General features: G+C 52.3%; 17 protein-coding genes. 9 read left to right on the top strand and 8 right to left on the bottom strand.

The annotated features are described in order from the left end of the window. Positions 1-209 precede the first annotated feature (209 nt). From PGL01S_RS17395 to PGL01S_RS17405, 3 genes are all read right to left on the bottom strand, one after another. A complete protein-coding gene (locus tag PGL01S_RS17395) occupies positions 210-575 on the bottom strand; it encodes a VOC family protein (protein ID WP_127495850.1) in 366 nt (121 codons plus the stop codon). Positions 576-596: 21 nt separating this feature from the next. After that, entirely contained in the window at positions 597-1,031 is a 435-nt protein-coding gene (locus tag PGL01S_RS17400) for a MarR family winged helix-turn-helix transcriptional regulator (RefSeq protein ID WP_244935636.1), read from the bottom strand. A 107-nt stretch (positions 1,032-1,138) separates the two neighbouring features. Then, a complete protein-coding gene (locus tag PGL01S_RS17405; RefSeq protein ID WP_127495851.1) occupies positions 1,139-1,900 on the bottom strand; it encodes a TspO-related membrane protein in 762 nt (253 codons plus the stop codon). A gap of 182 nt (positions 1,901-2,082) precedes the next feature. Between PGL01S_RS17405 and PGL01S_RS17410 the strand changes: the two genes are divergently transcribed. Beyond that, positions 2,083-2,658, top strand: a complete 576-nt coding sequence (locus PGL01S_RS17410) for a TetR/AcrR family transcriptional regulator (protein WP_127495852.1) — start codon at positions 2,083-2,085, stop codon at positions 2,656-2,658. A 69-nt stretch (positions 2,659-2,727) separates the two neighbouring features. Further along, the gene (locus tag PGL01S_RS17415) at positions 2,728-3,501 is read left to right on the top strand and encodes an SDR family NAD(P)-dependent oxidoreductase (RefSeq protein WP_127495853.1); all 774 of its coding nucleotides are present in this window, start codon (positions 2,728-2,730) and stop codon (positions 3,499-3,501) included. Between the two features lie 63 nt (positions 3,502-3,564). Here the strand turns inward: PGL01S_RS17415 and PGL01S_RS17420 are convergent, their stop codons facing one another. Beyond that, positions 3,565-4,425 (bottom strand): LysR family transcriptional regulator, encoded by an 861-nt coding sequence (locus tag PGL01S_RS17420; protein ID WP_127495854.1) that lies wholly within the window; start codon positions 4,423-4,425, stop codon positions 3,565-3,567. Between the two features lie 120 nt (positions 4,426-4,545). Here PGL01S_RS17420 and PGL01S_RS17425 point away from each other — a divergent pair, with 120 nt between their 5' ends. From PGL01S_RS17425 to PGL01S_RS17450, 6 genes are all read left to right on the top strand, one after another. Continuing rightward, positions 4,546-5,028: an HPP family protein gene (locus PGL01S_RS17425; RefSeq protein WP_127495855.1), complete on the top strand. Its 483-nt coding sequence runs from the start codon at positions 4,546-4,548 to the stop codon at positions 5,026-5,028. A 108-nt stretch (positions 5,029-5,136) separates the two neighbouring features. Further along, complete coding sequence (locus PGL01S_RS17430) at positions 5,137-5,499, top strand: hypothetical protein (RefSeq protein ID WP_127495856.1); 363 nt, start codon at positions 5,137-5,139, stop codon at positions 5,497-5,499. 107 nt (positions 5,500-5,606) lie between these two features. Continuing rightward, positions 5,607-6,101 (top strand): cation:proton antiporter regulatory subunit, encoded by a 495-nt coding sequence (locus PGL01S_RS17435; protein WP_127495857.1) that lies wholly within the window; start codon positions 5,607-5,609, stop codon positions 6,099-6,101. A 3-nt stretch (positions 6,102-6,104) separates the two neighbouring features. Further along, entirely contained in the window at positions 6,105-7,322 is a 1,218-nt protein-coding gene (locus tag PGL01S_RS17440) for a cation:proton antiporter (RefSeq protein WP_127495858.1), read from the top strand. A 160-nt stretch (positions 7,323-7,482) separates the two neighbouring features. Beyond that, positions 7,483-7,740 carry a transporter gene (locus PGL01S_RS17445; RefSeq protein WP_127495859.1) on the top strand — a complete coding sequence of 86 codons (258 nt, stop codon included), beginning with the start codon at positions 7,483-7,485 and terminating at the stop codon, positions 7,738-7,740. An 85-nt stretch (positions 7,741-7,825) separates the two neighbouring features. Then, a complete protein-coding gene (locus PGL01S_RS17450) occupies positions 7,826-9,544 on the top strand; it encodes a sulfatase-like hydrolase/transferase (protein WP_127495934.1) in 1,719 nt (572 codons plus the stop codon). Between the two features lie 325 nt (positions 9,545-9,869). Here the strand turns inward: PGL01S_RS17450 and PGL01S_RS17455 are convergent, their stop codons facing one another. Both PGL01S_RS17455 and PGL01S_RS17460 read right to left on the bottom strand, forming a co-directional pair. Next, positions 9,870-10,973 (bottom strand): MBL fold metallo-hydrolase, encoded by a 1,104-nt coding sequence (locus PGL01S_RS17455; protein ID WP_127495860.1) that lies wholly within the window; start codon positions 10,971-10,973, stop codon positions 9,870-9,872. Positions 10,974-11,011: 38 nt separating this feature from the next. Beyond that, complete coding sequence (locus tag PGL01S_RS17460; RefSeq protein ID WP_127495861.1) at positions 11,012-11,452, bottom strand: MarR family winged helix-turn-helix transcriptional regulator; 441 nt, start codon at positions 11,450-11,452, stop codon at positions 11,012-11,014. Positions 11,453-11,581: 129 nt separating this feature from the next. Between PGL01S_RS17460 and PGL01S_RS17465 the strand changes: the two genes are divergently transcribed. After that, positions 11,582-12,169 (top strand): NAD(P)H-dependent oxidoreductase, encoded by a 588-nt coding sequence (locus PGL01S_RS17465; RefSeq protein WP_127495862.1) that lies wholly within the window; start codon positions 11,582-11,584, stop codon positions 12,167-12,169. A gap of 2 nt (positions 12,170-12,171) precedes the next feature. Here the strand turns inward: PGL01S_RS17465 and pheA are convergent, their stop codons facing one another. Together pheA and PGL01S_RS17475 are read right to left on the bottom strand one after the other, a co-directional pair. Continuing rightward, a complete protein-coding gene (gene pheA / locus PGL01S_RS17470; protein WP_127495863.1) occupies positions 12,172-12,996 on the bottom strand; it encodes a prephenate dehydratase in 825 nt (274 codons plus the stop codon). Positions 12,997-13,093: 97 nt separating this feature from the next. Beyond that, the gene (locus PGL01S_RS17475) at positions 13,094-13,945 is read right to left on the bottom strand and encodes a diguanylate cyclase domain-containing protein (protein ID WP_127495864.1); all 852 of its coding nucleotides are present in this window, start codon (positions 13,943-13,945) and stop codon (positions 13,094-13,096) included.

Genomic DNA, 13,945 nt, shown 5'->3' on the forward strand with positions numbered 1-13,945 from the left:
CCAGGCGACGGCTCTGGCGAGCAGCCAGGCGACGGCTCTGGCGAGCAGCCAAGCGACGGCTCTGGCGAGCAACCAAGCGACGGCTCTGGCGACATAGAAATTTCCGATCCCAACTGTCCATACGAAGGCAGCTGTACCGGGGTTATTGTCCCTCCTGGTTACGGTGGCTAAAAAACAACGGTGCAGGAATTACTCTGCACCGTTGTTTTTTATCTATAATAAGACAGCACCCAGCATACGCCGTTCCGGTCGTTCACGATTGCCAGCAAACCGTTAAACGGGGCTTCGTACATCTCCGTATGAACGGTTCCGCTTTGCGCAAACTCCCCGTAGATGCGCCTGAATGCTTCTTCCTCGTCAATCTTAAGGAACACCCTGACATAGTCGCCCTTCATAAGCGGCTTTGCAGCTTGAATATCCGCGAATTTAATCGTTGTTCCCTCCACAAGCAGATCCGCATTCAGAACGGTGTCTCCCTGCTGGCGCAAAATAACGACCTCGCCGCCAAACACCTTTTGATAATACCGGATTTCCTCTTTACAGTTCTCCACCGCGATAAAAGGTTGAGCAATCATGGCTATTCATCCTCCCCAATTCTAATTGACTTGATCGGTCAAATTGTGTAACACATTCTTCAACAGCATTAACAATAAGCCGTACTCTTCATCGCTTATTCCTTTTCTGGTTTTGCTCTTTACCCGATTTAAAGCCTCTTGGACGTGAGGGACTACTTCTTGCCCCTCTTTCGTCAAGTAAAGCAGATGGTAACGATTATCCGAAGGATCCGGCTCTCTCCGCACGTAACCCTCAGCCTCTAGCTTAGCGATCGCTTTTGCCGTTGTGGTCTTATCAATAAAAAGCTTCTCACTCAATCCTTTCTGCGTGGCCGGCTGCGCGTTTGCTATTGCCATCAGAAATATATACTGCCCGCTCCCAATCCGATATGGAGCTAGTTCAGCCGAGATCAGCATTTGCATATGGCGGTAAATCGCCGAAATATATTGGCCATGAGATTCGGATTGTCCGTTCAATTAAATGTCCTCCTTGCTAATAGAATGTTATTGCAACTAATTTATTTACATCATATGCTAATTAGAATGTTATTGCAACTAATTTCAAAAAAAATAAGAAGAAGCCTTTACAGCCTCTTCCGTCTACCGCGAAACAGCGTATACACAGCAAGCACAGCAATCAGTGTGGCCAGTGAATAGGCCGTCCACGCAATAACGGGATGCTTCCCACCATTATTGACACCTATAGCCACAAAAGCCCAGACAAACACCGCCATAAAAGCCCCGTCTCGATACTTTCCACCGACCCATATACAGAGCAGCGCCGCAACAAGCAGCATGATTACGGTCCATGCCTCTTCAGACAGGCCCAATCGGTTCCAATCGGAAGCGTAAAGTGCCACGGATACGTTTACGATACTAGCCACGCAGATCCATCCCAGATACAGGCTGAACGGCAGCAGCACCCACAGCCGTTCGGCTCGCGTCAAGGAACGAATGGTTTTCTGCCGGACGCTCGTATAAATAAGAATCAGAGCCAGCAGCAAAGCAAACATGATCGTTACGCTGCTTGCCAGCTTCTCAAGATGCCAGAGAACTAGCCATGCCGCGTTAAACAAACAGCTTAGGAAAAAATATATTCCGATTGCGTTTATGGCCGAACTTGCCTTGCCCTTTGCCGTAAAGGAAAACCATACAAAACCAATGAGCAAGGCGTATATAACCGTCCATATTCCAAATGCATACCCGGCAGGTTGGATCAGAACGGGATACCGCGCTGCAATCTCACCTGTCGTTTGGCCTCCAATCGGGATAGTTTCCGCGAGATAATTCATAATAAGTACGAGGACTAGCCCAGCAGCGTTTAACCAACGCAGAATAAGCTTCATTCCCTATCACCCGCTTTAACAAAAATGAATATACACCATATTATTGGACATCCCGTCGTATTATTAATCGAATTTGCCTGTTTAGCGCCTCCCCATCCTTTTGAGAACGATCAGTAAAAAATAATTCTTTACCGATCGTTCTCAATATGATAAGCTGTGTTCAGAAAGGAGGCAGTGAACATTTGGCCAGAAGCAAAGAATTTGACGTAGATGCCGTCCTGCTGAAGGCAATGAAGCTGTTCTGGACGCAAGGCTACGAGAAGACCTCCATGCAGGATCTCGTTGAGCATATGGGCATTCACAGAAGAAGCATTTACGATACGTTTGGCGATAAACATGCCTTATATTTAATGGCCTTAAAACGTTACAGCGACACCGTCTGGAGCTCCATTGAACAACGGGCGCAGTCCTCCTTGTCCGCAAAAACCGCCATCCGTTCCGTCATGGAGGCCGCTATCGCTCAGAGTGAGGAACGGCCAAAAGGCTGCCTGATGGTCAATACCGCCGTGGAGCTGGCCATGCACGATCCCGAGCTTGAAACCTGCGTTAACCAAAGCTGGTCCGGCACGGAAGAGCTTTTTCGCAAGCTGATTATAAAAGGCCAACAAGCCGGGGAGCTGTCAGCCTCGCTAGATCCGGAGCTGCTAGCCCCTTACCTCAACAATGCGCTTATCGGGCTGCGGGTTATGGTAAAGACGCAAAACCATACAGAGAAATTACAACAGGTTATTGCTACAACGATGTCTATTTTAGACTAAATTTTTTTGAATATTTTAGAACGATCATTCTCAAAATAAGAGATAAAATAAAAAGGAGCAGTGATTGCAATGGCAAGACTAAACGGTAAAGTAGCTTTAATTACAGGCGGCAACAGCGGTATCGGGTTAGCAACAGCGAAACGGTTTGTTCAGGAAGGCGCTAAGGTTGTCATTACGGGACGCAATCAAGAATCTTTAACGGCTGCGGTAAATGAGCTTGGCGCAGAAAATGCCGTTGCCGTACAGGCGGAAGCGGCGGATCCGGCTGGCTCGGAAAAAGCGGTAGCGGCAGCAATCGAACGCTTTGGCAAGCTGGACATCGTCTTCGCGAATGCGGGTATTTCCGGCGGCACTCCGCTTGGCGATACGAAGCTGGAAGACTTCGAACAGATTCTGAAGGTAAACGTAACCGGCGTCTTCTTCACGGTGCAGGCTGCAGTACCGCATTTGCAAGCAGGCGCCTCCGTTATTCTTGTCGGCTCGGTGCTTGCCACTACGGGCGGAGTAACCCGGGCAGCTTACGCCGCGAGCAAAGGGGCCGTTACCAGCATGGCCAGAGTATTCGCCTCCGAGCTGTCCCCACGCGGCATCCGCGTGAACACGGTTGTGCCCGGTGCTACAAAAACCCCGATCTGGAAAGCTACCGAGCCGGAGCAAATAGCGAAGCTGGAAGCCGGTCTCTCCCGCTCTATTCCGCTTAACCGGCTTGGCGAGCCTGACGAGATTGCCAATGCCGTGCTCTTCCTCGCTTCGGACGAATCCTCCTTCGTTCAGGCTGCCCAGCTTCAAGTCGACGGCGGTGCTGACGGAGCTCCGTTAGGCGCTCCTATCTACCGTCAATAACATTCTTGCCCACAAAGCCGTTTCTGATGAAGGCATTGCCTTCCCGGGGACGGCTTTTTCCATTTAAGCCAGGCCCGCACGCACCCAGTCCATAAAGGCCGCCGCAGCCGGACGAAGCTGCTTCCCCTTCAGATGGATAAATCCCTGATGAACGGGTTCCGGCACAGGGAAATCGAGTGCGATCAGCTTCCCTGCCCGCAGCTCTTCCTCTACGTTCACCTTCGGCAATAACGATATCCCAAAGCCCGACTGAACCATACGTTTAATCAATTCCACGCTTGGGAAGCTTCTGCGGTCATGCAAGGCATATCCCGCTTCGCGGAGAGACGATTCCCCAAGCTCGTGGTATAGGCAGGCATTCCCGTAGCTGATATATACCTGCTTTCCGCCTCCCTTGCCTTCCGGCGCCCCCACCCATACCAATTCCTCAATGGCCAGCGGGACAAATTCGAGACCGTCATGCCCGGGGTCACGGGGAACAAGGCCCAGATCATCCTTCTGCTCAAGGACCCTGCCGCACATATCCTCCATAAAGCCGGTCGAGAGCCGCAGTTCAACCTCGGGATAATGCTCGGCGTAAGAAGCAAGCAGCTCGGGCAGTCTTGTCACGCAATACGCCTCTAGAGCACGGACCTTCAGCACCCCTCGCGGCTGCTCCGTGCGTAGCAAATCCTCTTCCAGCGCCTCGCTTAGAGCAGCAAATTGCCTTGCAAACCGGGCCAGCGCGACCCCTGCTTCCGTAGGCTCAACTCCTCTTGGCAGCCGGTCAAACAGCTTCTTACCGCTTGCCTTCTCCAGCTGCGCGATATGAGTCGTCACGGTAGACTGCACGTAACCCAATTTATCGGCTGCCCGGCTGAAGTTCTTCTCCTCCATTACCGTCAGGAAAGTACGGAGCGATCTTCCGTCCCATTGATCCAGCATGATATCCCGCCTTTCAGGTATTTAATTTCGAAATGATATTCATCATATATATTCATTTTTCAAATGGTTAAGCACATGATACCATCGAAGCAATCGATCGTAAAGGAGAGCTGGTGCTTCATGATTAACCGTTTAATCCGCTTCTTATGGCCGGCCATAGGCGCTTTCGCCGCCGTCCTGCTCTTATTCCTGTTTGAAAACGCGACAGGTCTGGCGCTGTTAATGGCCCCGTTCGGTGCCTCCTGCGTTATCGTATTCGCCCTTCCGGACAGTCCGCTGGCAAAGCCCCGCAATGTGGCCGGAGGCCACGTAATCAGCACAATCACCGGGCTGGCATTTCTGCATGTATTTGGCCAGCATGCCTGGACCTTGGCTGCGGCGGTTGCGCTGTCGATCGTGCTTATGCAAGTAACGAAGACCCTTCATCCGCCGGCAGGCGCGGATCCGCTGGTCGTGATTCTCGCCGGAGCAGGCTGGTCCTTCCTGCTTACGCCCGTACTTGCCGGAGCCTTGCTTCTTGTCGGAATAAGCGCCGCATACCGGTTTATTCAACAACCTTCCCGAACTCAGCAGCCCAAAGAAGCGAGCGCTAATTCCAAATAATGGTTGAAACCTCTTATGCGGTAATCGCGTAAAACATGTAAAGCCTGCTTCACGCATAAGCTTGGTAAAGGCAGAGCAGAATCTATTCGTTAAGGGGGGGCGTCATTCATGAAAACATACCGTTTCACCGGTCGTCTGACGCTGCTTCTCTTCCTGCTTGGCGCCTTTGTTCTGTTCAGCATGCCAACGATGATGCTTGGCAACGGCCATTTCGACGTATCGAAATCCAGCCGCACGCATATCGAGCACAGCCTGCCGAACAGCATGAAGGCCATTAAGCGCGTAACGATATCCCCTGCCTCCAAGCTTTTTGCCATGCTTGCGCTGCTGGCTGTTATCTACAGCTGGGTCAGCTACCCCCGCCGGTTTTTCCTGGCGAAGCGCGTTTTCTTACTCCCCTTCTTATTCCTGGAGCGGCTCAAACGCCTGCTCATGCCCCTCAAGCTGACGACTTCCTATCCCATCGTTTAAGGACCATCCAACTCTCTTCCGTTCTTCTATATGCGGAGGTCTGATTTGTGCTGTCCATTTAAACAGAGGAATAGAATTTCGATCATACTCGAGGAGGTACTTCCCTTATGAATATCCGTGAAATCGATCTGCCCGGCATCGGGCGAAAATTTCAGATGAACACCCGCAGCGGCGACCAGCTGGTTATTATCGTGCACAACGACGGCCGCAGAGAATGCTATCACTTTCATCACGAAAATCCGGAGAGCAGCATCTCCATGATCACGCTTGATGACGACGAAGCCCGCATGGCTGCCGCGATGATCGGCGGGATGACGTATAAACCCAAAATGCTGGAGACCATCGAGGTCGCTCTCGACGAGCTTATTATCGAGTGGTACAAACTCGAGTCCCATTATGCCTGCATCGGAAAGACAATCGGAGAGCTTAACATCCGCAAAAATACGGGCACGACCGTTATCGCTCTGCTCGCCGCCAATCACGCCAAGCAGATTAATCCCGGTCCCGAGGTTGTTCTGGCTGCCGATCATACGATCGTAGTTGCCGGCGAACGCGCTCAGCATAAAGAATTGAAAAAAATCCTCATGAATGGATGTGATTAATGGATGGATCACATCATACTCGAGGTTGGCCTCGCGATTGCGTTAATCGCAGTGGCTGGTTTGCTGTCGGCAAAAATCCGTTTTTCCGTCATTCCGTTCTATATCCTGATCGGGATGGCCGTTGGTCCCCACTCGGTGGAATTCTGGCATTTCGACTTCCGTTTCATCGAGAGCGCCCCGCTTATCGAGTTTATGGGCAGGCTAGGCGTCCTGTTCCTGCTCTTCTATCTCGGACTGGAGTTCTCCGTTGGACGTCTGATCAAATCCGGCCGCTCCATCGCGGTCGGCGGCACCATCTATATCGCCATTAACTTCACCCTAGGCCTCCTGTTCGGGTGGCTGAGCGGCTTTCCGTTTCAGGAGACGCTTGTTATTGCCGGGATAACCACGATCTCCTCGAGCGCCATTGTCGCCAAGGTACTGGTTGACTTGAAGCGTACGGCTAATCCGGAGACGGAGATGATACTTGGCATTATCATGTTCGAGGATGTCTTCCTCGCCGTTTATATTTCCATTTTGTCCGGCCTTATCTTAAGCGGTTCGACCTCGATTGGCGGCATTATCCTATCCACGGTTATCGCGCTGGTCTTTATGCTTGCTCTTCTTACCCTCGGCCGCAAAGCGGCACCTATGCTGAATAAGCTCCTGAATATCCGGTCCAATGAGCTGTTTGCGCTTGTTATCTTCGCCGGGCTGTTCCTGGTGGCGGGTCTCTCCGAAACGATCCATGTCGCCGAAGCGATTGGCGCTTTACTGTTCGGCCTTGTGCTGGCCGAGACCGAGCATATGAAGCGGATTGAGAAGCTGATCCTCCCCTTCCGGGATTTCTTCGGCGCCGTCTTCTTCTTCAGCTTTGGCTTGACGATCGATCCAACGGCCCTAGGCGGTGCCGTATGGCTGTCGCTGGCTGCCGTTGCCGTTACGCTGATCGGAAATCTGACGGCAGGCATGCTTGCCGGACGAAGCGCGGGCTTGTCCCCCAAAGCCTCGGTTAATATCGGATTGACCATCGTATCGCGCGGAGAGTTCTCCATCATTATGGCGAATATGGCGAAAGCCGGTGCCCTGATGGCTGTCATTCAGCCGTTTGCCGCCCTGTATGTCCTGATTCTGGCCATCCTGGGGCCGCTCCTTACGAAAGAAAACAAGCTTATATATCATCTGTTGAACCGACTGTTCCGTTGGGACCGCAAGCAGACAAGTACGTCGCATTCGAAATAAAATAGACACAACGAGAAAGCCGTGTTCCAACTTGGAGCACGGCTTTCTTGCGCATGATTTTGGCGCACGGAAGTAGGCTTTTATACAAGCGATGGAACATGAACCTACGTAACATAAGTACGAAGTAGACAGTCATTCAGCGATAAGGAGTGGAACAAGTATGACGACAAGACAATTTTTACAGGCTCCTCCACCCTATGTCCCTCCAAAGCCTGCTGTTTCCTACGTCATCGACTGCATAAATAATTATACCTATGTTTGGCTTCGTAACGGCGAGCAGTTCTGGTATTATCCAACAAGCGTTGAATCCTTCGGAATATCCGGCTTTAGATGGAATGGCTATACGTGGCTCTATTACGGCATAGATCCCAGACTTGTTGAAGCGGTCTCCTGCCCTCCTATACCTACCCTATTTTAAGAAGAACCCGCTTCATTCTAGGCAGCTCCGGGGCCGCATACGTTGTAGCAATAACGAATGCTGGAGAGGTGTTGCTCCTATGGCTATGGCGGAAACGGAAAGGCCTAATATTCTGCTCCTTCTCGTGGACGAAATGCGTTACCCTCCCCTTTACGAGGATAAGGATACCAGGGAATGGCGCGAACAAAATCTCGTCACGCAGCAATGGCTTCGAGATAACGGACTTGAGTTCCACAGGCATTACATCGGGAGCGCGGCATGCGCGCCTAGCCGCACAACGCTGTTCACCGGCCATTACCCTTCCCTGCATGGCGTCACTCAAACGAACGGAATTGCCAAGCAGGCAGCCGATTCGGATATGTTCTGGCTGGACCGGAATACGGTGCCAACGATGGGCGATTATTTCCGGGAAGCCGGCTACCGGACGTATTATAAAGGCAAATGGCATTTGTCGTATGAGGATATTATCGTCCCGGGTACCCAGCAAGGGCTTCCAAGCTACAATCCGGCTACAGGGTACCCGGACCATAATCAGGACTTGTACGAGGATGCGGACAGACTGGAGGCGTTTGGGTTCTCCAGCTGGATTGGACCCGAGCCGCATGGCCGGAATCCCCGGGATTCCGGGTCGTCGGCGGGGAGCGGAGCCAGCGGGAGGGATGCTTTTTACGCGGCGGAGACGGTCCGGCTGATTGAGGCTCTGGAACAAAACAAGCTTGGCGGAAACGATGAATCGCCTTGGCTTATCGTGACCTCTCTCGTTAATCCGCATGATATTACGCTGTACGGCGACCTGACGGCCAGAATCCCCGCATTCCGGTTCGATGTCGGCCCGGTGCCGGATATTGATCCGCCTCCAACCCGTTACGAGAACCTACATACGAAGCCGCGCTGTCAGGCGAGTTATCGCGATTTATATCCGGCTGCCCTGCAGCCCATTACGAACGAGCCCTTCTACCGCAAGCTCTATTATCAGCTTCAGAAAAATGCCGACGAGCAGCTTCGCAAAGTGGTCGAAGCACTCGCCAAAACGTCCTTTTTCGAAGATACCGTTATCATCCTCACCTCCGATCACGGAGACTTGCTTGGCTCGCACGGAGGGCTTCATCAGAAGATGTACTGCGCCTATGAAGAGGTTCTCCGGGTCCCCCTTCTGGTCTACAATAAAAAGCGGTTTCCCGAGCCGCGGTCAGTCCACTCCCTGACCAGCCATCTGGATCTTCTGCCTACCCTGCTGGGGCTCGCAGGCATTAACAGCGATGAAATAAGGGGCCGGTTGGACAGCCGGTTTAGCGAAGCACGGCCGCTTGTCGGCCGAAATTTGGCCGGAGCGGTGTTCATGCAGCCGGAACCCGAGACTCCCGTTTATTTCATGACCGACGACGATATTATGCGGGGCCAGCATCAGATCAGCCCTTTGGGCATGCCTTATCCCTCCGTGTCCCAGCCCAATCATATCGAGACCGTTATCGCGCCGCTCTACCGGAACGGGCGCAAAGAATATTGGAAGCTCTCGCGCTATTATGATAACCCCCAATTCTGGAGCGAGCCCGGAATCAGGGATGTTACCTATGTGCCCGTTAAGAGCGGGCAGGACGATACGGAAATAGCCTGGGCCGCGCGGGTTCGAACAGTGCCGGTACCGGAAGAATACGAGCTGTATTCGCTGTCGGGCGACCCTCTTGAGACGCGCAATCTCGCCCATCCCGCTTACTCGGCATCCTTTTCGGAAGAATTTGCTCTGATGTTGAAACTATTAACGGAGCAGCGCAGCCGGAAACGGCTGACTCCAGGCAGGAATTAACCTAAAGGGGCGTCAATTCAGCCAAAGATGTTTTGCGTGGATGGAGAGTTGGTTGCGTATAAGTAGAGATCTACGTTGGATTTGGTACAGTGTCAGGGGGCATTTCTAGTGGCGTAGACGCTCTACACTGGATTCTCTCCAGTAGAATCAGCTCAGATTGAATCATTCGGCTCATTTATGGCCTTTATGATGGAGTGATTCCAACGTGGCTCCCAATGGTTCTTTATTTTGCTAAATTCACTGGAGGAAATCCATCGTGTACGGTAAAAATAAGGGGGTGTCCCATCGTCATTTTATGACTTAAGGGACACCCCCTTGCTTATGGTTACGAGCGCCACCATTCGTCGGAAGGATAGGTTCCCGTTCCGATCGGGACGGGCTCTCCTATCCGCGGCGTAGCTAGCTTGGCGCGAAGCTCCCTCGCCTTCTTGAGGGCACGTTCCGCCGGATCCCGCCAATCATGCATGGCAAGCCGGAAGGCCCCCCAATGAATAGGGATCATGACATCGCCTTTTACGTCCAGGTGGGCCTGCACGGATTCCTCCGGCATCATATGAATGGCTGCCCAACGGCTGTCGTATTGACCGCATTCCATAAACGTAAGGTCGAATGGGCCGTATTGCTCCCCAATCTGCCGGAAATGCGGGCCGTAGCCGCTGTCCCCGCTGAAGAAAATCCGCGCTTCCCGGCCATGCAGAACCCAGGAGCACCATAAGGTTCCGTTACGGCCCGTTAATCCCCGCCCCGAGAAGTGGCGGGCCGGCGTGCATGCCATATGAATCCCTTCCCAGACGGTTTCTTCCCACCAATGAAACTCCTCGATCCGATCCGGAGCAACGCCCCAGCGCTCGAGATGGGCGGCAACGCCTAGCGGAACAAAAAAGCGGCCCACTTTGTCCTTCAGACGTTTGATGGAGCCATAGTCCAAATGATCGTAATGATCATGCGACAGCAATACGGCATCGATGGCAGGCAGCTCCTCGATCTCAATCGGCAGGCTGCCGCTGAACCGTTTGCCGCCGATCCACGGAACGGGCGACGGAGCCCGCCCCAGCATCGGATCGAGCAGCAGCTTTTTGCCGTCCAGCTCCAGCAGCAGAGCCGAGTGGCCGAACCAGGTCACCTTGGCTTGTCCGGCAAGCTTATCCTTAAACGACTGCGGATGCAAAGGCATGACGGCTACTTCCTTCTCCGGCGAAGCCAGCTTGTTGCCCCGGGCAAATTCCATGAGAAGCCCAAGGTTCTCGCGCAGCGACATGGACATCGCGGACGGCAATACGTTTTCGAACTTGCCGTTTGAATAGTGGGGGGATTTCTTCATGCGCGCAAGCGTCTGCTCGCCGGGTTTGCCGCCGAATACCGGATAGATGCTAAGGAATAGAACAAGAAGCAGAACAACGACTATAGCAATGAAGATAAATACGGCCATGATGACGATCACCTCTTAGCTTTTATCAATATCGGACTTCAGGAATTCGCGCGAAATATCGTCGTGCCAAGCACCTCAAGCGCCTCAGAAATCCGGTCTAGATCGGCCTCCGGCACATGCTCGATTTGCTGCAGGAACAGCTGTCTCATATGGCCGAAGGCCATTCCCATTTTCTCTTCGCCAAGCGTGGATAGCCGGATGTACTGCTTCCTCCGGTCCTCCCGATCCTCAATCTTCTCGCAGAGCCCTTTCTCCGTCAGCTTGCGGATCTCACGGCTCGTGTTCGGCATCGAGATGCCTTTGCATTCGCTGATTTCGCTTAATGTAATCGGCTGTTTCACCGTCAGAAATTCCATTATTTCGTATTGCAGAGGCGTGATATCATCCATCGGCATTCCCTTCGTCATATCGTAATGCAATTGGTGGGAAGCTGCAATGTGGGACACCATCTGCCCGAATAGTTTATCCTTGGAATCCATATTGGACCATCTCCTTATAACCGGGCTGGGCTGAAATCATCCTTTTTGTTATCAAAAAATAATTATCTATTGACAACAATTTATGTTGCGTGATAACTTCTTATCAAATGATAACAAAGAAGGTGTCCGATGAAAACCCTTATTATTTACACGCATCCGAACCATAACAGTCTCAGCTATTCCTTCCTGCAGAAAACGATCCAAGGCCTGCAAGAGAACAATCAAGTCGAAGAGATACAGGTGCTTGACCTCTATGCCGAATCGTTCGATCCGCTGCTTGTATTTAACGAGAATAAGCGCAGGCGGGATATGCATGCCGACCCGGAGCTCGACAGGCATCGCCAGCAGCTGCTCTGGGCCGAGAAAATCGTGCTTGTCTACCCGATCTGGTGGGGCCGGCCGCCGGCGATGCTGCTTGGTTACATTGACCGGATGTTTGCTTCAAACTTCGCATACCGCGATAATGGAAAGCTCCTTCCCGAAGGCCTCTTGAAGGGCAAATCGGTCGTATGCATCTCCACCATGAAAGGACCTTCCCTTTATCCGCTGTTCTGGCTCAACAATGCTCATAAGGTGCTTATGCGGAAAGCCCTCTTCAGCTATGTCGGCATCAAGAAAGTGAAGTTCTTCGAATTCGGCGGCATGGAGAAAAAGCAAGGAAAGCAAGAGCAGAATCTTGAACGGATTTATTGCTATTTCAAGACCGTTGCGCAGTAGCTTTACAGAATCGTCGTTGCGTAGCTGCCCAGGACATGAACGTCATGACCAAAGGTTTCGATAATTTTAATCGCTTTATCCATACGCTGCTCATTGCCCCCGGCTTCCGTCTCGATCAGGAACCTGTACTCGCCAAGCTTGCGGCCGGTTGGCCGCGATTCAATCCAAGAGAGGTTGATCGCAAGCGCGGAGAACACGTTCAGAATCGAAGACAATACGCCTGGATACTCTTCGCTCGGAGTGATCAGCATCATCGTTTTCTTTTGCCCCGTATCCTCGTTAGGCTTCTTGCTGACCACGATAAAACGGGTATGATTCGCGGAATGGTCCTGCACGCCGCTCTCCAGAATCTGCAGGCCGTACTTCTCGGCAACCGATGCCGATCCGATCGCGGCCGTTCCGGCATCGCCGGATTCCTTGACTGAGAAAGCTGCGTGAGCCGTGCTGTCCGCATACTCCAGCTTCAGGGCATGCTCCTTGATGAACCGACGGCATTGATTAATGGCGGGCATGATGGATCTTACCGTATGGATATCGCTCATCGCGCTGCCGGGATTTCCGATCAAATGGAGCGATACCTTAAAGACGACATCGGCCTCAATCCTCAAGTTGTATAACAGCAGACCGTCGATGGTCATATGAATATTACCCGCGATGGAGTTCTCGATCGGCACCATGCATTTGTCTACCTCATCCCGGCTGACCGCCTCCAGAACGTCGGGAATCGAGCTCAGCATAACCCACTCCGTATCCGTTCCTTCGAAAAACTTCAAGGCCGCCTCTTCGGAGAAGGTGCCGTTAGGTCCCAAATAAGCCACTTTGTTCATGTTCAAGCTCCTTTAATCGATCTCATATCTATCTTCATATTAATAGAAAAACAGGCAGCATGCGAATTTACGCATCTGCCTGTTCGGATTCATGCCATTATACGTCGTACTCCAATTCCTTGCGCGCCCGGGTAATCCACTCCAGAGGAGTTGGCGTTTCTTCCCGGTTGTATTCGTAAGCCCCCATCTTCAGGTTGAGCTCGAAGCGGTTGCTGGTTGACCTCTCCGATTCGTTAATCTCCGCCAGCCTGCTGCGGAGCCGGTTCATGACAATATCGGCTCCGTCCCTGTCCGTGAACAGCAGAAGGCCCCAGGTCGGATTCTCCTGGCTCAGCATGTAGAGCGAATCGTTCGCCCGAATGCTGGTCTGGCTGATCGCCGTAATGTTATAGACGGCTGCGTTGAGCTGCTCCTCGCCAATCATCCGTCTCAGCTCGTTCCAGTACTTCACGTTCAGAACGAGCAGCGTCAGCGGAATCTTATACCGGTCGGACAACGCCATAAATACCGTCGCGTCCTTCTGGAAGGACAGCATGTTTTTCAGATTGGTGCTCTCATCCATCGTGGCGAGCGAAGCATTCTTCTTCTGCAGCGCTTCGTTCTCCTCCTGCAGCTGCTTGCTTGCCAGCGTGAACATCCAGGTAATCGCAGTGAATACCGGCGTCATGATCAGCCAGAAATAACTTTGGCTGGTCACCACGCCTCCTTGCACGATGGTCTGGTAGATCGTGAACGTACCGTAGCCGAACACAAACGCGATATTCAGGATGAGCCCGGTCGTGATCGTCGTGAAATAAGTGACAATCGCAATCAGAAACGCGACGTTCAAGAAAATAATGTTGTGCAGATAAAGATTAGGATCACGCGCCGTAAACACGATGCAGACAAAGCACGCGATGAACAGCAGCAGAAAGCCGCCGTCCGACAACAAGCTTGTGTTACGCCTCAT

It is taken from the genome of Paenibacillus glycanilyticus NBRC 16618 (assembly GCF_004000805.1).
Taxonomy (GTDB): Bacteria; Bacillota; Bacilli; order Paenibacillales; family Paenibacillaceae; genus Pristimantibacillus; species Pristimantibacillus glycanilyticus.